Consider the following 22,801-nt stretch of genomic DNA (forward strand, 5'->3'; position numbering starts at 1 on the left):
GCTGGGGCCTATATCAGAACCAAGCTTTTAAAATAAGGTACGCCATGACAACTACCAAATTAACTGAGCAAACTCAACTGCCTCTGTTGCCACTGCGTGATGTCGTTGTCTTCCCGCACATGGTAATTCCGTTGTTCGTTGGCCGACCAAAGTCCATCAAGGCGCTCGAAGCTGCCATGGAGCAGGGCAAGAGCATCATGCTGGCAGCACAGAAAGCCGCTGCCAAGGACGAACCTTCGCCATCGGATATCTATGAAATCGGCTGCGTGGCCAACATCCTGCAGATGTTGAAGCTGCCTGACGGCACCGTGAAGGTGCTGGTCGAGGGCGCCCAGCGTGCACGCATCAAGAAGATCACCGATAGCCCAACCCATTTCATTGCCGACCTGATGCCGCTCGAATCCGAGCAGGGCGATGAGTCGGAGATCGAGGCCATGCGCCGTGCGATCGTCCAGCAGTTCGACCAGTACGTCAAACTGAACAAGAAAATCCCGCCTGAGATCCTGGCTTCGCTGTCGGGCATCGACGACGCCGGCCGCCTGGCCGACACCGTGGCTGCGCACCTGCCGCTCAAGCTTGAGCAAAAGCAGGTGATCCTGGAAATCATCGAAGTCTCGAAGCGCCTGGAGCACCTGCTCGGCCAGCTGGAAGGCGAGCTCGATATCCTGCAGGTGGAAAAGCGCATCCGTGGCCGCGTCAAGCGCCAGATGGAGAAGTCGCAGCGCGAGTACTACCTGAACGAACAGGTCAAAGCCATCCAGAAGGAGCTGGGCGAGGGCGAAGAGGGCGCCGATATCGACGAACTCGAGAAGAAAGTCGCCGCCGCCAAGATGCCGAAGGAAGCGCTGGAAAAGGCGCAGGCCGAGCTGAAGAAGCTGAAGCTGATGTCGCCGATGTCGGCTGAAGCGACCGTGGTGCGCAACTATATCGACACCCTGGTGTCGCTGCCATGGAAGAAGAAGTCCAAGGTCAACAACGACTTGGCCAACGCTGAGAAAGTGCTCGATCACGACCACTACGGCCTGGAAAAAATCAAGGAACGCATCGTCGAGTACCTGGCAGTCCAGCAGCGCGTGGACAAGCTGAAGGCGCCGATCCTGTGCTTCGTCGGTCCTCCAGGCGTGGGCAAAACCTCGCTGGGCCAGTCGATCGCCAAGGCCACCAACCGCAAATACGTGCGCATGGCGCTGGGCGGCGTGCGCGACGAAGCCGAGATCCGCGGCCACCGCCGTACCTACATCGGTTCCATGCCGGGCAAGGTGCTGCAGTCGCTGGCGAAAGTCGGCGTGCGCAATCCGCTGTTCCTGCTGGACGAGATCGACAAGATGGGTGCGGATTTCCGCGGCGATCCATCGTCGGCCCTGTTGGAAGTGCTGGATCCTGAACAGAACCACACCTTCTCGGACCACTACATCGAAGTTGACTTCGACCTGTCCGACGTGATGTTCGTGGCGACTTCGAACTCGTACAACATTCCGCCGGCACTGCTGGACCGCATGGAAGTGATCCGCCTGTCCGGCTACACGGAAGACGAGAAGACCAACATCTCCTTGCGCTACCTGTTGCCGAAGCAGGTGAAGAACAACGGCCTGAAGGACGAAGAAATCTCCGTCAGCGAAGCAGCGGTGCGCGACATCATCCGCTACTACACCCGCGAAGCGGGCGTGCGTTCGCTGGAGCGTGAAATCTCCAAGATCTGCCGCAAGGTCGTGAAAATGCTGCTGCTGAAGAAGTCGGACAAGAAGGTCAGCGTCACGCCGAAAAACCTGGACAAGTTCCTGGGCGTGCGCCGTTACGACTTCGGCGTGGCCGAAAAAACCAACCAGGTGGGTCAGGTGGTCGGCCTGGCCTGGACCGAGGTGGGCGGCGACCTGCTGACCATTGAATCGGTTGGCATGCCTGGCAAGGGCAACGTCATTCGCACCGGCACCCTGGGCGACGTGATGAAGGAGTCGATCGAGGCAGCACGCACCGTGGTGCGCAGCCGCGCTTCGCGCCTCGGCATCAAGAACGAAGTGTTCGAAAAGCAGGACATCCACATCCACGTGCCGGAAGGCGCAACGCCGAAGGACGGTCCATCGGCTGGTATCGCGATGACCACGGCGATGGTGTCGACCTTCACCGGCATTCCAGTCCGCGCGGACGTGGCGATGACCGGCGAGATCACGCTGCGCGGCGAAGTGCTGCCGATCGGCGGATTGAAAGAAAAACTGCTGGCAGCGCATCGCGGCGGCATCAAGACCGTGCTGATTCCTGAGCAGAACGTGAAGGACCTGGCCGAGATTCCGGACAATGTGAAGAACAAGCTGGAAATCGTGCCGGTGCGCTGGATCGACAAGGTGCTGGAAGTTGCACTGGAACGCCAGCCGGAGCCGATCGTCGAGGCGGCCGCGCCGGTTGAAGTGCCGGCAGTCGCAGCGACCGCCGACGGAAGTGAAGTAGTTAAACATTAAACCGGAGGGCAAGTGTCTGACCCAATGGGTCAGACACTGGTTTGCCGGTTTTGCCGGTAAAAAAAGGGCGCCAGAAACGGCGCCCTTTTCATTTCTACCCTTGACACAGTGCAACCCCCGCCTGTCTAATACGGCCCTGAGATTTTTATACGCATCAAAACGCGGCATAAAAAACGGTATAAACGATATAAACCTTTGTGACGGGGACTGTAATGAACAAGACCGAACTGATCGACCACATCGCGACTTCCGCTGACATCTCCAAGGCCGCTGCTGCACGCGCCCTGGATGCTGTGATCGATGGCGTAACCACCACCCTGGCCAAGAACGACAGCGTCACCCTGGTTGGCTTTGGCACCTTCTCCGTGAGCGAGCGCGCAGCCCGTACCGGCCGCAATCCGCGCACCAAGGAAGAGATCAAGATCGACGCAGCAAAAGTTCCTAAATTTAAAGCTGGTAAAGCGTTGAAAGACGCTGTACAATAATGGCCTTCGGTAAGCAGTGATGCTTACCGGGCAGTTTAAGCGGGCGTTTAGCTCAGTTGGTAGAGCGGATCCCTTACAAGGATTAGGTCGGGAGTTCGACCCTCTCAACGCCCACCAAGGCTTAAACAAGACGTAGTACCTGTGTTGTGAATGCTGGAGCGGTAGTTCAGTTGGTTAGAATACCGGCCTGTCACGCCGGGGGTCGCGGGTTCGAGCCCCGTCCGCTCCGCCAGCAAACGCACACACACTACCTGGAGCGGTAGTTCAGTTGGTTAGAATACCGGCCTGTCACGCCGGGGGTCGCGGGTTCGAGCCCCGTCCGCTCCGCCAGAATCCCGATAAAGCCCCACCAGTCCAAAAGACGGTGGGGCTTTTTTACATATTGCACCATCAGCAACTGCCCTGTAAAATCGCGCGAGCAGTTTTAAAGCCTCCACTCTAGGAAACCACGCTGACATGTTTGATTTCGTACGTACGCATCAAAAGCTGATGCAGATTATCCTGGCGCTCCTGATCGTGCCGTCGTTTGTGCTGGTCGGCGTGAGCGGCGTCAAGCTGTTCGGCGAAGACGCGAACACCATCGCTAAAGTCGCGGGCTATCCGCTGACCCAGCAGGAATGGGAAAATGCCCAGCGCCGCCAACTGGACCAGATGCGCCAGCAAATGGGCAAGAATTTTGACCAGAAGGCCTTTGACACTCCTGAGTTCAAGCAGAACGTCCTGGACCAGCTGATCGCCCAGCGTGCCGTGAACGCGGAAATCCGCAGCGCCCACCTGACCACCAGCGAGCAGAAAGTCCAGGAAGCGATCAGTACGCAGCTGCCAATGCTGTTCAAGGCCGATGGCACTTTCGACAAGGAGCAGTACCTGCAGATCCTGGCTGCTCAAGGCATGAACGCCGGCATGCACCAGGAGCAGGTTCGTCACGACCTGGCGCTGCAACAGGTGGCCAATGGCGTGGAATTGAGCGGCTTTGTGCCACGCACTGTCTCCAAGGCGATTTCCGATTTCGGCTCGCAAGAGCGTGAAGTGCAGGAGATGGCCCTGCCAGTCTCGCAATTCCTGCCGAACGTGAAGGTTACCGACGACATGGTGAAGGCCTTCTACGATAAGAACGCCAAGCTGTTCGAGATTCCTGAGTCGGCCAAGATCGAGTACGTCGTGCTGAACACCGATGCCGTGGCTGCACAAGCTACCGTAAGCGACCAGGAAGTGGCCAGCTACTACGAATCGAACAAGAAGCGCTTCACGAGCGAAGAAGCGCGCCGCGCGTCGCACATCCTGATCAAGGGCGAAGGCGACAAGGCAGCCGCGAAAGCCAAGGCCGAAGCAGTGCTGGCCGAAGTGCGCAAGAATCCAGGCGATTTCGCCAAGATCGCCAAGGCCAAGTCGGATGACCCGGGCTCCGCAGCCCAGGGCGGCGACCTGGACGTGCTGGTGAAGGGTTCTTTCGTCAAGCCGGTCGAAGATGCAATCCTGAAGCTGAAGCAAGGCGAAATCAGCGACTTGGTCGAATCCGATTTTGGCTATCACATCATCACCGTTACGGAGCTGAAGCCGGCACACCTGAAGCCGCTGGATGAAGTGAAGGGCGACATCGCTGCGGAAATCAAGAAGCAGAAAGCCGCTAAGCTGTACTCGGAGATGTCCGAGCAGTTCACCGATACCGTGTTTTCGGATTTCGAAAGCCTGAAGCCGGTTGCCGACAAGCTGAAGCTGAAGATCGAAACCGTGGAAGGCGTTCGCCGCCAGCCTAACCCGATCCTGGGCGCGGCTCCTTTCAACAACGCCAAGTTCCTGGCCGCTCTGTTCTCCGACGATTCGCTGAAGAACAAGCGCAATACCGAAGCGGTTGAAGTCGCACCGCAAACCCTGGTTTCCGGCCGCATCGTCGAATTCAAGCCTGCTGCCAAGAAGCCGCTGGCTGAAGTCGAAGCTGCCATCAAACAGCAGGTCGCGCTGGAAGAGGCTGTGAAAGCTGCGAAGAAGGCTGGCGAAGAAAAGCTGGCAGCAGCCAGGAAGTCCGGTGACGCTGCTGGTTTCGGCGAGGCGAAGACGATCTCCCGCGCCAAGGCAGACGGCATCAACCCGGCTGCCGTGGCAGCGGTGATGAAGGCCGATGCCGCCAAGCTGCCAGCCTACGTTGGCGTGGAAATCCCTGGCCAGGGCTACGGCGTGTACCGCATCAACAAGGTCGGCCAGCCGGCTGAGCAGGATGCTGCCCGCCGCGAACAGGAAGGCCAGCGCATCAACCAGATCGTCGCGCAACAAGAGATGACAGGCTACATCGACGCGCTGAAGCAGAAGGCCAAGGTCAAGATCCTGCACCCGGTCCCAACGATCAAGAAGCAAGCCGAATAAGCAGTTGAACGCTCTATGAGGGCCGGTGTCCGTGCAAACGGACCCCGGCCTTTTTCTTATGTGCGGATAATGTCCTGCGGGGCGGCGCCCCGCTGCCCATGCCTTGGGAGGAGCACATCATGCACATGATCCGTTTAGGTCTCGCTGCGCTGTTCTGCGCTTGCGTCGGCGCCGCCGGCGCCCAGGAACCGCCTGCCGCGCCCGGCACCAGCGAAATCGTCCTGCAGCTGTCGGACCTCGAATTCGACGCGTATTCCCTCGATCCGCTGGGAGGAACCGCTGCGGCGGGCTTGTTGGGACAGGAGTATCGTGCGGCCGCGGAAGTGCTTGGAACGCGGGAGCAGTTTTCCATGGTGCATGCCGGTGCCGGTCCGGTCAGCGCCTACGCACTTGGCGATTCGACCCGCATGGAGTACGCCAGCAGCATCTTTATCGATTGGAATCGCTATTCCGACGCCACGGACTACGCTTTCGATGCGCATGCCAGGCTGCGCGATCCGCTGAGTCAATGGTATCTCGCGGAAGGAACGGCAAGCTGGAGCGCCACCATACACCTGACGCCCAACTCCGTGCTGGTGGTGAGCGGCCATCTGTTCGGCACGCAGGAAGTCGGCGCCGGGGCCCCCTTCGGTGCAACGGCGGGAGGGTTTTTTGATATCGGGCTTGAAGGCGCCGGCGCTGCAACGGCTTATACAAGAAGCTTCGGATCGGACAGCGCACAGCCGGGCATCGACGAGTCCTTTTCGCTGTCGATCTTCAACCGCAGCGACACGGCCAAGGACCTCAGCTGGAGCGTCGTAGCCGGCGCGAGCGCCGCCAAGGCCATTCCGCCGGTGCCGGAACCGTCCGCCCTGGCGATGACCCTGTGTGGATTGCTATTGCTCGCTATGCGCCATGCAGCCTGCGCGCAGCGGCGATGAAGGATTCGGGCGAGATGTCGGCAAGCGCCACTTCAGTGGCCTGGTCGTATTGAACGAAGTTGCGGTGGATCGATTTGAGATAGGCCGGGTCGTAATGGTCGACCAGGAGTTCGTCGACCAGGGCGGGCATCTCGCCCGCAGTGGCCATGGCCTGCCAGCGTTCGATGCGTTCGCGGCCGTGCAACTGCACCAGGAATTCCAGCTGCGCGTTGAGCGCCGGGGCGTTGCAGGCGAAATGCTGGTAGTCCTCGATCAGCAGCTTAACGCGGTCTTCCCGCGCCACCTGCATGGCGATGCAGGGCGAAGCCCGCATACGTTCCATCAGCGCGCCCGGCACGCGCAGGCTGCCCACCTTGCGGCTTTCCGATTCGACGAAGACCGGAAACTGCGGGTCGAAACGGCGCAGGCGGTCCCAGATCGAGGTTTCGAAGGCCTTTTGCGAAGGCTGCGGCTGGCATGGAATGTTGCCCAGCACCGAACCGCGGTGCGCCGCCAGCTGCTCCAGGTCCAGCACCTGCGCCCCGATCGCCTCCAGCGTGTCGAGCAGGCGGGTCTTGCCGCTCCCGGTGGTGCCGCAGATCACGCGGAAGTCGAGTTCCGGCGTCCGTTCAAGCTGCGCATTGATGGCGGCGCGGAAGGCCTTGTAGCCGCCATCGAGTTGCACCACGGGCCAGCCGATCTTGGCCAGCACCGTTGCCATGGAGCCGCTGCGGTTGCCGCCGCGCCAGCAATAAACGAGGGGCTTCCAGTCGCGCGGCTTGTCCAGCCACAGCGTCTCGATATGGTGGCCGATATTCTTTGAGACCATGGCCGCGCCGACCTTCTTCGCTTCAAAGGAGCCGACCTGCTTGTACATGGTGCCGACGGTGATGCGCTGCTCGTCGTCGAGCACCGGACAGTTGATCGCGTTCGGCAGGTGGTCGAGCCCGTACTCGGATGGGCTGCGCGCGTCGATGATGGTGTCGAAATCGTCAAGGCGGGCCAGGACGTCTTCGATCGGCAGGATTTCTGGATACTTCATTTTGTTTTCAGTATTGGCTGGAGGTGGGGCCAGATATTGCCCAGGATGATAGGGTGGGCCGTTGCCAGCGGGTGCAGGCGGTCTGGCTGGAACAGCTCGGGCTTTTGCGCGACGCCATCAAGCATGAAGGGCGCCAGGGGTACTTTGACATCCTTGCTCACGGCGCCGTACATGGCGAAGAATTTGTCGGCGTAGTCGCGGCCATAGTTGGGAGGAATGCGAATGCCGACCAGCAGCACCTGTGCACCTGCCTTGCGCGATTCATCCACCATGGCGCGCAGGTTGGTTTCGGCGGCGGCCACCGGCAGGCCGCGCAAGCCATCGTTGGCGCCCAGTTCGATGATGACGATATTCGGCTTGTGCTTGCTCAGCAAGGCAGGCAAGCGGGTGCGGCCGCCGCTGGTCGTCTCGCCGCTGACGCTGGCGTTGACCACAGTTGCCGGCAGTTTCTGGTCCTTCAGCCGCTGGTCGAGCAGGGCGACCCAGCCGGCGCCGCGCGAGATGCCGTATTCGGCCGACAGGCTGTCGCCCACCACCAGGACGGTTTTTGATGCAGAATAGGCGTTCGTGGCGGCGCTGAACATCAGGATCAGCATCGCGAAGCAGCGTACACTATTTTTGAACATGACCATGCGTGATATTCCTCAAACCTCCAGTCAGTTGGCCAAGGCGGCTATTTCCGTTTCCGGCCTGGGCAAGCGGGTGGCCGACGCCAGCGGCGAACTGACCATCCTGCATGGAGTGGATTTTACAGTGCAAAAGGCGGAAACGCTTGCCATTGTAGGGGCTTCCGGCTCCGGTAAATCGACCTTGCTTGGCCTGCTGGCGGGCCTGGATACGCCCACCGAGGGCAAGGTGGTGCTGGATGGCGTGGACATTTTCGCGCTCGATGAAGATGGCCGGGCTGCTTTGCGCAAGGAAAAACTGGGCTTTGTGTTCCAGTCTTTCCAGTTGCTGCCTCATTTGACGGCGGTCGAAAACGTGATGCTGCCGCTTGAACTGGCCGGCGACGGCGCGGCGCGCGAAAAGGCGGAAGCCATGCTGGGCCGCGTCGGTCTTTCAAGCCGCTTGAAGCACTATCCGAAATTCCTGTCCGGCGGCGAGCAGCAGCGCGTCGCCTTGGCGCGCGCCTTCGTGACGCAGCCGCCCTTGCTGCTGGCCGATGAGCCGACAGGAAGCCTGGATGCGGCCACTGGCGAATCCGTCATCCAGCTGATGTTCGAATTGAACCGCGAACACGGTTCGACCCTGGTGCTGGTCACGCATGACACCCATATCGCAGCGCGCTGCGGGCGCGTCATCACGATCGCGGCGGGGCGCATCGCCTGATTGTTCAGGAGCCGTGCTGCGCCGCCAGCCGGTTGACGGCGGTGCGGATGGCTGGAATCAGTTCGCTGGCCGTCAGGCCGATGGGTCCTGCACCCTCCGTGACGAGATCGTCGGCCGCCATGCCATGCAGCCAGACCGCGGCCAGGGCTGCCTCCCATTCCGGCCAACCCTGGGCAAGCAGGCTGCCGCACAAGCCGGACAGCACGTCGCCGGTACCGGCAGTGGCGAGGGCCGGATTGCCGGTTGTATTGATCACAATTTCCCCGTTGCGGGCGGCAAGCACTGTTCCCGATCCTTTCAGTACGACCGTCGCCGCCAGCCGCGAGGCCAGCATGCGTGCAGCGGACGGGCGGTCTGCCTGGATTTCGGTGGCCGTCACTCCCAGCAAGCGGGCGGCCTCCAGCGGATGCGGCGTCAGGATGCACGGCGCCTTGCGCTGCGCCAGTTGCGTGCGCAGTGCTTCGGAACCAGCCAGCAGGTTGAGCGCGTCGGCGTCAAGTACGGCCGGGCTTTGGCTATGCAGCGCGCTGGCCAGCATTTCGGCGCTTGAGGCGGACCCGCCCATGCCGGGGCCGATCACCAGCACCGCGCTGTTGAAATCATATTCCTGGGCGCTGCGGCACATCAGTTCTGGCTGTGCGGCATCGAAGGCCGGCGGCTCGCCGACGAAGCAGGCGTAGACGCGGCCGGCGCCGCTGGTGAGCGCAGTTCGGGCGGCCAGGATCGGCGCGCCTGCCATGCCGCGTGCGCCTCCCACCACGGCCACGCTGCCATGGCTTCCTTTGTGCGAACTGTGGCGGCGCCGGCGCACGCAGTGGGCGAACAGCGCCACGTCGTTCAGTCGCGCGCGCGGCGCCGGAAAGAGCTCGGGCTCGATGTCGAGATTGCTGACCGTGACAGCGCCCGAATGATCGCGGCCCTCGGCCGTGTGCAAGCCGGGCTTGTCGCCGATGAAGGTGAGCGTGCGCGTGGCGCGCACCGCGATGCCTGTCTTGCCGCCCCCAACGACAGCGCCGGTGTCCGAGTCAAGGCCGCTGGGGACGTCGAGCGCGAGGATGGGGCAGGCCAGCTCGTTGACGGTCGCCACCAGCGCCGCGAAGTCGCCCGTGATTGGCCGGGCCAGCCCGATGCCGAACAAGCCATCAATCATCAGTGTCCAGGCGGTGCCAGTCACCACGGCACGGGCGTCGGCGGCCTCGGTGATTGCGGCGAAGCGGGCAGGGGAACTGCGTGCACGGCGCAAGGCCTCGATGCGCTCCGCTGCGGCTGCGTCTGCAGGCGGAAAATGCAGCACGGTGACCTGGGCGCCGGCATGGCCGAGGTGCGCTGCGGTTTCCAGTGCGTCGCCGCCGTTGTTGCCCGGGCCAGCGAGCACCAGTACCTGGGCGCGGTGAATGGTAAAAGGAAGCAGGTCCAGTGCCTGGTTGGCGCCGGCCTGGCCCGCGCGCTGCATCAGTGCACCTTCGGGCAAGCGCTGCGCCGCAGCGTGCTCGATCGCGCGAAGTTCTGCAATCGTAAAGAGGGGCGTCATGCGGGGCATTCTAGCACTACAATAACTGCTTCACGATTAGAGCGAGGCAGCGCAATGGATTGGCAATTCTGGATCGACCGTGGCGGTACTTTCACTGACATCGTGGCGCGCCGCCCCGATGGCGGCCTGATGACCCACAAGCTCCTGTCGGAAAGTCCTGAACACTACCGTGATGCAGCCATCGCTGGGATTCGCCATCTGCTGGGCGTTGCAGGCGGCGCTGCCATCCCGGTCGGGCAGGTCGAGGCCGTGAAGATGGGCACAACGGTCGCCACCAACGCGCTGCTCGAGCGCAAGGGCGAGCCGACCGTGCTTGCGATAACGCGCGGCTTCCGCGATGCGCTGCGCATTGCGTACCAGAACCGTCCGCGCCTGTTCGACCGCCACATCGTCCTTCCCGAACTGCTCTACCGGCATGTGGTGGAGATTGATGAGCGCATGGGCGCGCACGGGGAAGTGGTCAGGGCACTGGATGCAGCGGCGGCGCGGGCCGGCCTGCAGGCGCACTTTGACCAAGGGCTGCGTTCGATCGCGATTGTCCTGATGCATGGCTACCGCTACAGCGCGCATGAAGCGGCGCTGGCGCAAATTGCCCGCGAAATCGGCTATACCCAGGTCTCAGTGTCCCACCTGGTCAGCCCGATGATGAAGCTGGTGGCGCGCGGCGATACGACCGTGGTCGATGCCTACCTGTCTCCAATCCTGCGGCGCTATGTGGACCAGGTTGCATCCGAGCTGCCGGGCGTGAACCTGCAATTCATGCAGTCCAACGGCGGCCTGACCGACGCGCGCACCTTCCAGGGCAAGGATTCGATCCTGAGCGGCCCGGCCGGCGGGATTGTCGGCATGGTGCGCGCCAGCCGGGCGGCAGGATTCGAAAAGATCATCGGCTTCGACATGGGCGGTACTTCGACCGATGTCTCGCATTTTTCGGGCGAATTCGAGCGTGTGTTTGAGACCCAGGTGGCCGGCGTGCGCATGCGCGCGCCGATGATGAGCATTCACACGGTTGCTGCCGGCGGCGGCTCGATCCTGCATTTCGACGGCAGCCGTTTCCGCGTCGGACCAGACAGCGCGGGCGCCGCTCCGGGGCCGGCCAGCTATCGCCGCGGCGGTCCGCTGGCTGTAACGGACTGCAACGTAATGCTGGGCAAGATCCAGCCAGCGTTCTTCCCGAAACTGTTCGGCAGCGATGGCGCGCAAGCGCTCGATGCGGTAACCGTGCGCGAAAAATTCGCCGCCATGGCCGCGGAAATCCAGGCGGCGACAGGCGCGCCGTCCTCGCCGGAGCAGGTGGCCGAGGGCTTCATCGAAATTGCCGTCGGCAATATGGCCAACGCCATCAAGCAGATTTCCGTGCAACGCGGTCATGACGTGACCGAGTACGCCCTGACCAGTTTTGGCGGCGCCGGCGGCCAGCACGCCTGCCTGGTTGCAGATGCGCTGGGCATGAAGACAGTCTTCATTCATTCCCTGGCCGGGGTGCTGTCGGCCTACGGCATGGGCCTGGCCGACCAGGCTGCGATGCGTGAAAGCGCCGTCGAACTTCGGCTGGCGGCTGAAGCGCTGCCGGCGCTGGAAGCGCGCCTGCAGGCGCTTGCCGCGGAGGCTGTGGCAGAGCTGCACGCTCAGGCGGTGGCTGGCGAGCGTATCAGCGTGGTGCACCGTGTCCACCTGCGTTACGAGGGCACGGATTCGGCCCTGATCGTGCTGTTCGGCACCATCGACAGTATGAAGGCTCAGCTCGAAGCCGCCTATCGCAAGCGCTTCTCCTTCCTGATGCCGGCCAAGGCCCTGATTGTGGAGGCGGTCTCAGTGGAGGCCATCGGCAAGTCCAACGCCCCGCCGGAAGCGGCGCCGCAGCAGGCGCCGCGCCACGCACCGCTGCAGCCTTCGCAAACAGTGCGCATGTACAGCGCCGGGCAGTGGCACGACACCGGCCTGTTCAAACGCGATGCGACCCGCATCGGCGATATCATCAAGGGCCCGGCCATCATTGCCGAGACCAACGCCACGACGATCGTGGAGCCGGGCTGGCAAGCCGAAGTCACGCCACAAGACCATCTGGTGCTGACCCGCGTCGAGGCACTGCCGGTGCGCCGCGCCATTGGCACCACGGCCGATCCGGTCATGCTGGAGATCTTCAACAACCTGTTCATGTCGATCGCAGAGCAAATGGGCCTGCGCCTGCAGAACACTGCCTACTCGGTCAACATCAAGGAGCGCCTGGACTTCAGTTGCGCCATCTTCGACGCTGAAGGTAACCTGATCGCCAATGCCCCGCACATGCCGGTGCACCTCGGATCAATGGGCGAGAGCATCAAGACCGTCATGCGCGAAAACGCAGGCCGGATGCATCCGGGCGACGTCTACATGCTGAACGATCCGTACAACGGCGGCACGCACCTGCCGGACGTTACCGTCATCACGCCCGTATTCGATGAGGCAGGCAGCGCGATCCTGTTCTACGTCGGCTCGCGCGGCCATCACGCCGACATTGGCGGCAGTACGCCGGGCTCGATGCCGCCGGACTCGCGGAATATCGAAGAAGAAGGCGTCCTGATCAACAATTTCAAGCTGGTCGACGGCGCCAGCGGCAGCCAGTTGCGCGATGCGGAGGCGCGCGCCTTGCTGGCCAGTGCACGCTACCCGGCCCGCAATCCCGACCAGAACATGGCCGATTTCCGCGCCCAGGTCGCCGCCAACCAGAAGGGCGTTGAAGAACTGCGCAAGATGGTCGCGCACTTCGGCCTTGACGTGGTGCGAGCCTACATGGGCCACGTGCAGGACAACGCCGAAGAGGCAGTGCGGCGCGTGATCAGCGCCCTGCGCAACGGCAGCTATGAGCTGAAACTCGATAACGGGGCGGTCATCAACGTCGCGGTGCGCGTGAACGCGGCCGAGCGCAGCGCCGAGATCGACTTCAGCGGCACTTCCAGCCAGCTGGATAACAATTTCAACGCGCCATCCGCCGTTTGCATGGCGGCAGTCCTGTATGTCTTCCGCACCCTGGTCGACGATGACATCCCGCTCAACGCCGGCTGCCTGAAACCGCTGCACGTGATCATTCCACCGGGCTCGATGCTGAACCCGCATTTCCCGGCATCGGTGGTATCGGGCAATGTCGAAACCTCGACCTGCATCACCAATGCGCTGTACGGCGCGCTTGGCGTGCAGGGCGCTTCGCAGGGAACGATGAACAACTTCACCTTCGGTAACGCGAGGTACCAGTATTACGAAACGATCAGCGGCGGTTCCGGCGCCGGCGATGGCTTCAACGGTACCGACGTGGTGCAGACCAATATGACCAACTCGCGCCTGACGGACCCGGAAATCCTGGAGTTCCGTTTCCCGGTGCGGCTGGAAAGCTATGAAATTCGCCATGGCTCCGGCGGCGCCGGCCGCTGGCACGGCGGCAACGGGGGCGTGCGCAAAGTACGCTTCCTGGAGCCGATGACGGCTGCCATCCTGTCGAATAACCGCGTGCACGCGCCGTTCGGCATGGCCGGCGGCGCTCCAGGGGCCTTGGGCCGCAATACGGTCCTGCGTGCCGATGGCAGCATCGAACAACTGGGCCACATCGGCAAGACCGAAATGCAGCCCGGCGATATCTTCGTTGTCGAGACGCCGGGCGGGGGCGGTTACGGTCCGGCAGGCGGCGAGGGCGCTTAGGCGGTCGTCGAAATACCGTATTTGCGCTGGGTGCCCGAATACTGCATCAGCAGGGCTTCCAGCGCAGGGCTGCCGGCGTCGAGACGGCGGATGCGGTCGATCAGGGCGCCCGCCTGGTCGCCCAGCGGTGCTTCCCAGCCCAATTCGTCCAGTTGGCGCAGGATGGCCTGCACGGCCGCGTACAGCACCTTCAGGTTGCCCGGCGTGCGACGCAGGGCCTGGTGCAGGGTCGCCACTGCCGCGCGATGGTCGCCCTGGCGGGCCATCGACTCCGCTTCCGTGACCAGTTCCTGCATGACGTTGTCGATCTTCTCGCCAACGCCGCGCGCCAGGTCGTGGCGGCCTGCCTTTTCGAAGACGCTGACAGCTTCTTCCATGGTGATCGGCTTTTCATTGTCGTTCATCATGTGCATGACGACGTCGGCAGCGTCCTTGTCCAGCCGGTGCTTGAGGCAGGAATCCACCAGCCCTATGCGCAGGCGGTTCGACAGGCCGCGCGCCATGCCGACCGCCGTGACGGCGTTGGACAATTCGGAGGCGGCCTCGGTTGCGTGCCCGGTCACGTCCAGCAGCAGGGCCGAAGAAATATGCTTGCACACTTCCGTGTTGGCACTGGCGCGCAGCGTGCGCTCCATATCGCGGATCACGCCCGAAGCCTGGTTGACGTCGCCCTTGCGTACCAGGGCGCGAACCAGGTTCACGTGGTCTTCAGGATCGCGGAATTCGGAGTAGCGGGCCTTGGTCACCACCTGGCGGAAGGCCTTCTCCGCCGCCGAGATATCACCGGTGCCGTAGGCGACCTCGCCAAGGTGGCGCAGGCGCCGCACCATGTTCGGCGACATGGCAACTGCATCTTCCAGGATCTTTTTCGCCTGCTGCGACTGGCCCATGGCCTCGTACGAGCGGGCCAGCAGGTCGTAGGCCGCCATCATGTTGGGATTGGCCTCGAGCAGGCGCTCCAGCGTCCCCATTGCGTCGGCATAGTGTTCGAGGCCGAACTGGCATCGCGCCAGGCCAAGCTGAGCCCAGCCCGCCGGGCGGCCGATCAGGATCGACTGGTAGATCAGCTCGGCCTGCGCAAGCTCGCCGATTTCATAGTGAAGTTCGGCGCGCAGGCGGGCAAATTCGGTGGCGTAGCGCGGATTCGCAGTCTCGGCTTCCTGGCAGGCATCGATGGCTTCGCGCTGCTTGCTCTGGGCGATCAGCTGATAGACCGGCATGAATACTGCCCGGCGTTCCACGGCTCGGCCGATGCGCTGCATCAGGCCATCGACAGTGAAGGGCTTCAGCACGTAATCGGTTGGCGTCAGTTCTGCGGCGCCAATCACCTTGGATTGCACCGCCTCCGAGGTCAGCATGATGAAGATGGCCGAGCGGTCGATCAGCTTGTGGTGGCGCAGGTCTTCCAGTAGTTGCTGGCCATCCTGGCCGTTGTCTTCATTGCCGCTGCCCAGGTCGTACTCGCACAGGATGACGTCAAAGCGCTTGTTGGTCAGTTGGCGGATCGCCGTGCCCGAGCTGACGGCATACTCGATCCGCGTGATCGAGGCCTGGTTCAGCATATTGTGCAGGTTGCCCCGCATTGCCGGGTTGGGGTCGATGATCAGCACCGACAGGTCGCTATACGATTGCATTGACTTCGTCTCTTATTGTTTGCCCCGCAGGGTGACATATTGTGATGATAACGCAGCCAGCATGGGATGATGGGGATCTGCCTTGCGCATGCGTATCAGCAGCGCAGCACATTGCTCGCCCAGCGCGGCTTCCCAGCCGCTGTCGCCCATCAGGCGCAGCATGGCGGAGGCGAGGGCGGAGATCAGTCCGGCATTTTCGGGCCGCCGCCGGACCGCCACCTGGAGCACGTCGATGGCGCCACGCTGGTCGCCCTGGCCGCTGCGCGCGGCCGCCTGCCGCACCAGGCCGTCAAGGTAGCGTTCCACGCTGTCGCCGCGGTTTTGCGCCAGTTCGGCGCGGCCGCTGCGCTCGTAGACGGCCGCCGTATCGGATTCGCTGATGCCGCTGGCGGGGTCGCTGGCCAGCGCATCGAGCAACTGCATGCCTTGCTCGTCCATGCCTTGCTTCAGGCAGCTTTCCGCGATGCCGAGTTTCAGCGCGCTGGAAAGGGTACCTGCCTCGCCGGCAGCGCGCACGGCATTGGCCAGCTCCGACTGCAGCGCCGCGCCATTGCCGTTCAATTCCTGCAGCAGGACGGCGGAAAAAGCCTTGCAGGCATCTGTCGCCGGGCCGCTGCGCGCCGAGCGATCGAGCTCGCGCAGGGCGTTGGCTGCGCCGGCGGCATCGCCTTTCCGGACCAGGGCCCGCACCAGGTTGACGTGGTCTTCGGGGTCGCGAAACTCGGAATACCTGGACTTGGCGACGACTTGTTTGAAGGACTTTTCGGCTGCATCGAGATCGCCGGCTTCAAGCGCCACCTGGCCCATGTGGCGCAGCCGGCGCACCACATGGGGAGAGATCGACACCGCAGTTTCCAGCGCGGCGCGGGCATCGGCCGCGCGGCCGAGGGCCTGCTGGGTGCGGGCCATGAGGTCGTAGGCCGCCATGTACCTGGGATTGTCGTCGATCAGGCGCTGCAGGGTCTCCAGCGTTTCAGCGAACTGGCCCTGGTCGAACTGGCAACGGGCCAGGCCAAGCTGGGCCCAGCCCAATGGGCGGATTTCGAGGATTTCCCGGTAAATCGCTTCCGCCTGCGCCTCCTCGCCCAGCGCGGCATGCGCCTCCGCGCGCAGGCGGGCGCATTCCGTCGCATAGCGCGGATTGGCCGCGGCCGACACTTCACTGGCCAGGATGGCTTCGTGCAGCCGGTCGCGTTCGATCATCCGGTGCACCGGGAGGAGGGCGGCGCGCCGGTCGACGGCCCGGGCAATGCGCTGCGCCAGCACATCGACTGTAAAAGGCTTGAGGATGTAATCGGTCGGCGTCAATTCCGCTGCGCTCACCACCTTGCCGTACACGCCCTCGGTGGTGAGCATGATGAAGATGGTGGAAGGGAGGATCAGCTTGTGGTGGCGCAGGTCTTCCAGCAACTGCTGCCCGTCCTGCCCCTGTTCGTTGCCCAGGTCGTATTCGCAAAACACCAGGTCGAACGCCTTCTTCTCGAGGTGGCGGATGGCAGTGCCTGCGCTCACGCCGTGCTCGATGCGGGTAATCCCCAACTGGCCGAGCATATTGTGCATTCCGCTGCGCATATGCTGGTTGGGGTCGATTAGCAGGACTGACAGGTCGCTATATTCTTGCATTTTGAAGGCAGAAGGCTGTCATAGAGGGAGAATACCCCAAGGCCGCTCAAAAAACAGGCGTAAACGCAGCAAATGTTGCTTTCGGACCAATGAAGGAAGGGTGGGAAGTGATGCCTGAAACAAGTATAATGTCGGCAAATCGAAATACAGCAAGACCAGTCAGCTCGTGCACAGTATTCCTTTAAACCGCAGCAACGCTGCATTCTTCACGCCCCCACTATGTTGATTCTGCCGGGTTCCAACGCCCTGTCCTCTTTCCGTAGCCAACGCCTCCTCAACCAGCTTCAAGCAGTTCTGCCGTCCATTACGTCGGTCCAAGCCCGCTTTATCCACTTTGTCGACTCCGCTTCGCCCCTGTCCGAAGACGATCTGAACCGCATGAATGGCTTACTGACCTACGGCGAGCCAGCCTTGCCGGAGCATGCCGAGGGCGTGGTGGAAGAGTTTGTCGTCATTCCCCGTTTCGGCACCATTTCGCCATGGGCTTCCAAGGCCACCGACATCGTGCACAACTGCGGCATGGCGCATATCCACCGCGTGGAGCGTGGCGTTGCGTACCGTATCAACCTGAAGGGCGGCATCCTGGGAACCGGCCTGGGCGCGGCCAGGAGGCTGGATAGCGAGCAGGCGCAAGCTGTTGCCGCGCTGCTGCACGACCGCATGACCGAATCCGTGCTGCGTCACCCGGACCAGGCTGCCGGCCTGTTCTCGAGCCTGGAAGCCAAGCCGCTGGAATCGATCGACGTGATGGGCGCCGGCCGCAATGCGCTGGAAAAGGCCAATACCGACCTGGGCCTGGCGATGTCGGACGACGAGATCGACTACCTGCTGGAAGCCTTCACCAACGCCAAGCGCAACCCGACCGACGTCGAACTGATGATGTTCGCGCAGGCCAACTCGGAGCACTGCCGCCACAAGATCTTCAACGCCGACTGGACCATCGACGGCGTGGCACAGGACAAATCGCTGTTCAAGATGATCAAGAACACGCACGAGAAGAACCCGCGCGGCACCGTCGTGGCTTATTCGGACAACTCCTCGATCATCGAAGGCGCCGAAGTGACCCGCTTCTACCCGCGCGAAGGCCAGGAATACGCGCCGTCCACCGAGCTGGTGCACACCCTGATGAAGGTGGAAACCCACAACCACCCGACCGCGATTTCCCCGTTCCCTGGTGCTTCGACTGGCGCCGGCGGCGAGATCCGCGACGAAGGTGCAACCGGCCGCGGCTCCAAGCCCAAGGCAGGCTTGACCGGCTTTACCGTGTCCAACCTGATGATCCCTGGCGCCGTGCAGGCGTGGGAAAACGCCGCCAACGTGACCGCTCCGGTCGGCAAGCGCGACGAAAGCCAGGTGTACGGCAAGCCGGAGCGCATCGCTTCGCCGCTGCAGATCATGATCGAAGGCCCGCTGGGCGGCGCGGCATTCTCGAATGAATTCGGGCGTCCCGTGCTGGGTGGCTACTTCCGCACCTACGAACAGAATATCGGCCAGCAGTTCGCCGGCGGCAAGGACACCGTGATGGGCTACCACAAGCCCATCATGATCGCCGGCGGTATCGGCAACATCTCCGCTTCGCATACCCACAAGAACGACATTCCGGTCGGCAGCCTGCTGATCCAGCTGGGCGGCCCGGGCATGCGCATCGGCATGGGCGGTTCGGCTGCCTCGTCGATGGCGACCGGCACCAATACCGCTGACCTGGACTTCGATTCGGTCCAGCGCGGCAATCCTGAAATGGAGCGCCGGGCCCAGGAAGTCATCAACGGCTGCTGGCAATTGGCCGACAAGAATCCGATCATTTCGATCCACGACGTGGGGGCGGGCGGCCTGTCGAATGCCTTCCCTGAGATTACGAACGACGCCAAGCGCGGCGCGATTTTCGACCTGCGCAAGGTGCCGCTGGAAGAGTCCGGCATGGCGCCCAAAGAAATCTGGTCCAACGAATCGCAGGAACGCTATGTGCTGGCGATCGCCCCGAGCGACCTGGCCGTGTTCCAGGCCCTGTGCGAGCGTGAGCGCTGCCCGTTCGCCGTGGTCGGCGTGGCAACGGAAGAGCGCCAGCTGAAGGTGATCGACCAGGAAATGGGCAATAGCCCAGTCGACATGCCGATGGAAGTCCTGCTGGGCAAGCCACCCAAGATGCACCGCGATGTGAAGCATGTCCAGCACGACCTGCCGGCCATCGACCTGACCGCCATCCAGCTGGAAGAGGCTGCCAAGCGCGTGTTGTTGCTGCCAACCGTGGCCGACAAGAGCTTCCTGATCACCATCGGCGACCGTACCGTGGGCGGCATGTCGGTGCGCGACCAGATGGTCGGCCCGTGGCAGGTGCCTGTGGCCGACTGCGCCGTGACCACCCTCAGCTACGACGGCTATGTGGGCGAGGCGATGGCAATGGGTGAGCGTACCCCGCTGGCAGTGATCGACGCGCCTGCGTCCGGCCGCATGGCGGTGGGCGAGACCGTCACCAACCTGGCAGCGGCGCCTATCAACGATATCTCCGACATCAAGCTGTCGGCCAACTGGATGGCTGCCTGCGGCCAGCCAGGCCAGGATGCAGCCCTGTTCGATACGGTCAAAGCCGTCGGCATGGAGCTGTGCCCGGCGCTGGGCCTGTCGATCCCGGTCGGCAAGGATTCCCTGTCGATGCGCACCACCTGGAAAGACGAGGGCGCCGACAAGGCCGTGATTTCGCCGGTGTCCCTGATCGTTTCCGGCTTCTCGCCGGTGTACGACGTGCGCAAGTCGCTGACCCCGCAGATCCGCACCGACCTGGGCGTAACCTCCCTGATCGTGATTGACCTGGGCCGCGGCAAGAACCGGATGGGTGCTTCGGCCCTGGCGCAAGTGATGGGCCAGCTGGGCAATGCCGCGCCGGACGTGGATTCGCCGGAAGACCTGAAGGGCTTCTTCAACGCCATCCAGCAGCTGAACAAGGAAGGCAAGATCCTGGCTTACCACGACCGTTCCGATGGCGGCCTGTATGCAACCCTGGTCGAAATGGCCTTCGCCGGCCGCGCCGGCCTGTCCGTCAACCTGGACATTCTGACCCTGGGCGAAGAGGGCACCATGGATCACGGCGACGCCAAGAACTGGGCCGGCCAGGTGGCTGAACGCCGCAATGAACTGACCCTGTCCGCGCTGTTCAACGAAGAACTGGGCGCGGTGATCCAGGTACGCGCCGACGAGAAATCGGCGGTGATGGACGTGCTGCGCAGCTTCAACCTGGGCGCTTGCAGCCACATCATCGGCAAGCCGAACGACCGTGGCGTGATTGAGTTCACGCGCGACGCCAAGATCATCTACTCGCAGCCGCGCGCCGACCTGCACCGCCTGTGGAGCGAAACCAGCTGGCGCATTTCCCGCGTACGCGAAAACCCGGCCACGGCGGATGCCGAATACGATCGCCTGCTGGATGAAACCGACCCGGGCATGCAGCCGAAAATCACCTTCGATATGGCGGAAAACGTCGCGGCGCCTTTCCTGGCGACCGGCGTTCGTCCACGGGTTGCCATCCTGCGCGAGCAGGGCGTTAACTCGCATATCGAGACGGCCTGGGCAATGCACCGCGCCGGCTTCGCCGCTGTCGACGTGCACATGAGCGACCTGATTTCGCGCCGTGTATCGCTGGCTGATTTCCAGGGGATCATCGCTGTCGGCGGCTTCTCCTACGGCGACGTGCTGGGTGCGGGCGAGGGCTGGGCCAAGTCCATCCTGTTCAATCCTGAAATGGCTGAGCAATTTGCCGCCTTCTTCCAGCGCAAGGACACCTTCGGCCTGGGCATTTGCAACGGTTGCCAGATGATGTCGAACCTGAAATCGCTGATTCCGGGCGCGCATGCGTGGCCGAAGTTCACCACCAACAAGTCGGAGAAGTTCGAAGCACGCTTCTCGATGGTGGAAGTGCTGGATTCGCCATCGATCTTCCTGCAAGGCATGGCCGGCACCCAGACGCCGATCGCGATCGCGCACGGCGAAGGTTTCGCCGACTTCAGCCAGACCGGCAATATCGATGAGGCAATCGGTGCGTTGCGCTTCGTGGACAATCAAGGCGGCGCCACCGAGGGCTACCCATATAACCCGAACGGTTCGCCGCGCGGCTTGACCTCGGTGACCACGCCTGACGGCCGCTTCACCGTGATGATGCCGCACCCGGAACGCGTTTCCCGCACGGTGCAGAATTCCTGGCATCCGGACGGCTGGGGCGAGGATTCGCCTTGGGCGCGCATGTGGGGTAACGCGCGCAAATTCATCGGTTAAAGGCTAAGCGCGCCTCCGGCGGGCCGCCAGCAAGGCGGCCATGCCACCGAGCATCAAGACGGCCCCGCCCGGGGCCGGTACCTGGGTCGCATCGACGAACTGGAAGTCGTCGGCGACCCAGTTTCCATTCTGTTGTCCGAGTTCGCGCCGGTCGATCCGGTAGCCTGTGATCGGGCCCAGCGCAGCGAAAATGCTGGTGTTGACGAACGACAGCGGCTCCGGCAAACCCGGATGACTTTCTGGCAAGTCGAACACGACTGAGCCCAATTCACTTGCACCATTCAGCGCCACGATCGTGACCTGGTCAGCGCCACCCTCGCCGAAACCGTAGTACTGGTTGCGGCCGAACCATGCGCCGGTCAGGATTTTATCGGTCGTGATCGTCATGCCGCTCGATCCGCTCGAATTGGAGACAAAGTAGTGCCCGGAGTGGGAAATGCCGAATAATGGGCCGCTCGGCCCGCCAACGCGATATTGGTCGCCCACCACGCCGAACCTGGCATCCCAAATAACACCCTGGTATTCCAGGCTGCTGCTGGCATTTGTCCATTGGATGCCTGTCGCACTATCAAGCGCAGGAGGGAATGGCAGATCGTCGAAAGTAGCGATAACGCTTGCCATGGCAGGAGCCGCGGTAATAAAAGCGCCGCACAGGATTAACTGCCGTAATGCGAGTTTATTCATTGTCAGCCTCCATTTAGTTGTCACGAGTTTAACGCGACATTTTCAGGAGCGGCAATTGTGCGAATTATTTCTGTTGTTTTGATGCCGAGTGGCGGCTAGCAGGATAAACGCTAACTTCTGGCACATATGCGCCAGCTCCTGGCTTAAGCAAAGGGCGCAAGGTGCTTGCCGGCCTCGCGAACGCTCAGCTTCGACAAAGACGCCTTATTTTCATTAATAAAATGAGCGACATTATGTGGAGCGTGCCGCGCATAATCCCGCAAGGCCCAGCCAATTGCTTTTTGAATGAAAAATTCATTTTCATGGCCGAGCGCAAGTGAATAGCGGAACAGGCGCATTTCATCGGTTTTGCCCCGCCACCCTAATTGGTGGAGCAGGGCAATTCGCCGCATCCAGAAGCTGTCATGTTTTATCGCTTGGTCCATGCCATCGTGCCCGAAACGCAGGACATCACCGATAATCGCAGCCATGCCGTCCACCGAATCCCACCAGGATTTGCGCATGACAAAAGCCAGCAATTCCGGTAAATCGCCGGCGCTGAACTGTTTCCAGTGTGCGGCCATCAAATCCAGTGCCGCGTACTGGTATTCACGTTCCGGCAGGCGCCATAGCTTATCTGCAATGCCGAGGAGTTCAGCCGGCGGCGCGCCCTTGAACGCGCGGATGGCTGGCTTGAGTGCTTCGCGTCGCGCCGGCGTGGGAATGCCGAGGAAAGGGAACTGCTCGCGCATATAGGCGCGCATGGCTGGCGCCCGCGAGGCGTCGGCCAGCGGTGCGAGGGCGGAAATGATGTCTTTGCTTGTTGGCATAATAAAAAAGCGCCCC

14 protein-coding genes and 3 tRNA genes are annotated in these 22,801 nt (G+C 62.5%); 10 read left to right on the forward strand and 7 right to left on the reverse strand.

From position 1 onward, the window contains the following. Window positions 1–44: 44 nt before the first annotated feature. The 7 genes from lon (at window position 45) to ACN9MY_RS16795 (ending at window position 6,219) form a co-directional block, all read left to right on the forward strand. Window positions 45–2,453 carry an endopeptidase La gene (gene lon, locus ACN9MY_RS16765; protein WP_426161540.1) on the forward strand — a complete coding sequence of 803 codons (2,409 nt, stop codon included), beginning with the start codon at window positions 45–47 and terminating at the stop codon, window positions 2,451–2,453. 212 nt (window positions 2,454–2,665) lie between these two features. After that, window positions 2,666–2,938 (forward strand): HU family DNA-binding protein, encoded by a 273-nt coding sequence (locus ACN9MY_RS16770; RefSeq protein ID WP_055927923.1) that lies wholly within the window; start codon window positions 2,666–2,668, stop codon window positions 2,936–2,938. A 41-nt stretch (window positions 2,939–2,979) separates the two neighbouring features. Then, window positions 2,980–3,055 (forward strand) — tRNA-Val (locus ACN9MY_RS16775). 38 nt (window positions 3,056–3,093) lie between these two features. After that, window positions 3,094–3,170: transfer RNA gene (locus ACN9MY_RS16780), tRNA-Asp, on the forward strand. Between the two features lie 21 nt (window positions 3,171–3,191). After that, window positions 3,192–3,268: transfer RNA gene (locus tag ACN9MY_RS16785), tRNA-Asp, on the forward strand. Between the two features lie 126 nt (window positions 3,269–3,394). Beyond that, window positions 3,395–5,299: a SurA N-terminal domain-containing protein gene (locus ACN9MY_RS16790; protein WP_426317991.1), complete on the forward strand. Its 1,905-nt coding sequence runs from the start codon at window positions 3,395–3,397 to the stop codon at window positions 5,297–5,299. Between the two features lie 119 nt (window positions 5,300–5,418). Beyond that, window positions 5,419–6,219, forward strand: coding sequence for a hypothetical protein (locus ACN9MY_RS16795; RefSeq protein WP_426335797.1), 801 nt, complete (start codon window positions 5,419–5,421; stop codon window positions 6,217–6,219). Here ACN9MY_RS16795 and mnmH read toward each other — a convergent pair. Both mnmH and ACN9MY_RS16805 read right to left on the reverse strand, forming a co-directional pair. Next, window positions 6,185–7,240 carry a tRNA 2-selenouridine(34) synthase MnmH gene (gene mnmH, locus ACN9MY_RS16800; protein ID WP_426335798.1) on the reverse strand — a complete coding sequence of 352 codons (1,056 nt, stop codon included), beginning with the start codon at window positions 7,238–7,240 and terminating at the stop codon, window positions 6,185–6,187. The genes ACN9MY_RS16795 and mnmH overlap by 35 nt on opposite strands. Then, a complete protein-coding gene (locus ACN9MY_RS16805; RefSeq protein WP_426161544.1) occupies window positions 7,237–7,872 on the reverse strand; it encodes an arylesterase in 636 nt (211 codons plus the stop codon). Before ACN9MY_RS16805 ends, mnmH begins: the two co-directional genes overlap by 4 nt. Here ACN9MY_RS16805 and ACN9MY_RS16810 point away from each other — a divergent pair. Continuing rightward, window positions 7,871–8,569 (forward strand): ABC transporter ATP-binding protein, encoded by a 699-nt coding sequence (locus ACN9MY_RS16810; RefSeq protein ID WP_426161545.1) that lies wholly within the window; start codon window positions 7,871–7,873, stop codon window positions 8,567–8,569. The two genes, ACN9MY_RS16805 and ACN9MY_RS16810, sit on opposite strands and share 2 nt — an antisense overlap. A gap of 4 nt (window positions 8,570–8,573) precedes the next feature. Here the strand turns inward: ACN9MY_RS16810 and ACN9MY_RS16815 are convergent, their stop codons facing one another. Beyond that, window positions 8,574–10,100, reverse strand: a complete 1,527-nt coding sequence (locus ACN9MY_RS16815) for an NAD(P)H-hydrate dehydratase (RefSeq protein ID WP_426335799.1) — start codon at window positions 10,098–10,100, stop codon at window positions 8,574–8,576. A 54-nt stretch (window positions 10,101–10,154) separates the two neighbouring features. On the opposite strand from ACN9MY_RS16815, the gene ACN9MY_RS16820 reads away from it, so the two are divergent. Beyond that, window positions 10,155–13,772, forward strand: coding sequence for a hydantoinase B/oxoprolinase family protein (locus ACN9MY_RS16820; protein WP_426335800.1), 3,618 nt, complete (start codon window positions 10,155–10,157; stop codon window positions 13,770–13,772). Here ACN9MY_RS16820 and ACN9MY_RS16825 read toward each other — a convergent pair. Both ACN9MY_RS16825 and ACN9MY_RS16830 read right to left on the reverse strand, forming a co-directional pair. After that, a complete protein-coding gene (locus ACN9MY_RS16825) occupies window positions 13,769–15,406 on the reverse strand; it encodes a response regulator (RefSeq protein WP_426335801.1) in 1,638 nt (545 codons plus the stop codon). The genes ACN9MY_RS16820 and ACN9MY_RS16825 overlap by 4 nt on opposite strands. Before the next feature lie 12 nt (window positions 15,407–15,418). Then, window positions 15,419–17,029, reverse strand: a complete 1,611-nt coding sequence (locus tag ACN9MY_RS16830; RefSeq protein ID WP_426335802.1) for a tetratricopeptide repeat protein — start codon at window positions 17,027–17,029, stop codon at window positions 15,419–15,421. A gap of 219 nt (window positions 17,030–17,248) precedes the next feature. On the opposite strand from ACN9MY_RS16830, the gene purL reads away from it, so the two are divergent. After that, a complete protein-coding gene (gene purL, locus ACN9MY_RS16835; protein WP_426335803.1) occupies window positions 17,249–21,292 on the forward strand; it encodes a phosphoribosylformylglycinamidine synthase in 4,044 nt (1,347 codons plus the stop codon). A 3-nt stretch (window positions 21,293–21,295) separates the two neighbouring features. On the opposite strand, the gene ACN9MY_RS16840 is transcribed toward purL, so the two are convergent. Both ACN9MY_RS16840 and ACN9MY_RS16845 read right to left on the reverse strand, forming a co-directional pair. Next, window positions 21,296–21,976 (reverse strand): hypothetical protein, encoded by a 681-nt coding sequence (locus ACN9MY_RS16840; protein ID WP_426161551.1) that lies wholly within the window; start codon window positions 21,974–21,976, stop codon window positions 21,296–21,298. A gap of 143 nt (window positions 21,977–22,119) precedes the next feature. Next, window positions 22,120–22,785, reverse strand: a complete 666-nt coding sequence (locus ACN9MY_RS16845) for a DNA alkylation repair protein (protein WP_426318001.1) — start codon at window positions 22,783–22,785, stop codon at window positions 22,120–22,122. Window positions 22,786–22,801: the final 16 nt, after the last annotated feature.

The organism is Pseudoduganella sp. R-31, assembly GCF_049913235.1.
Classification (GTDB): domain Bacteria; phylum Pseudomonadota; class Gammaproteobacteria; order Burkholderiales; family Burkholderiaceae_D; genus Rugamonas.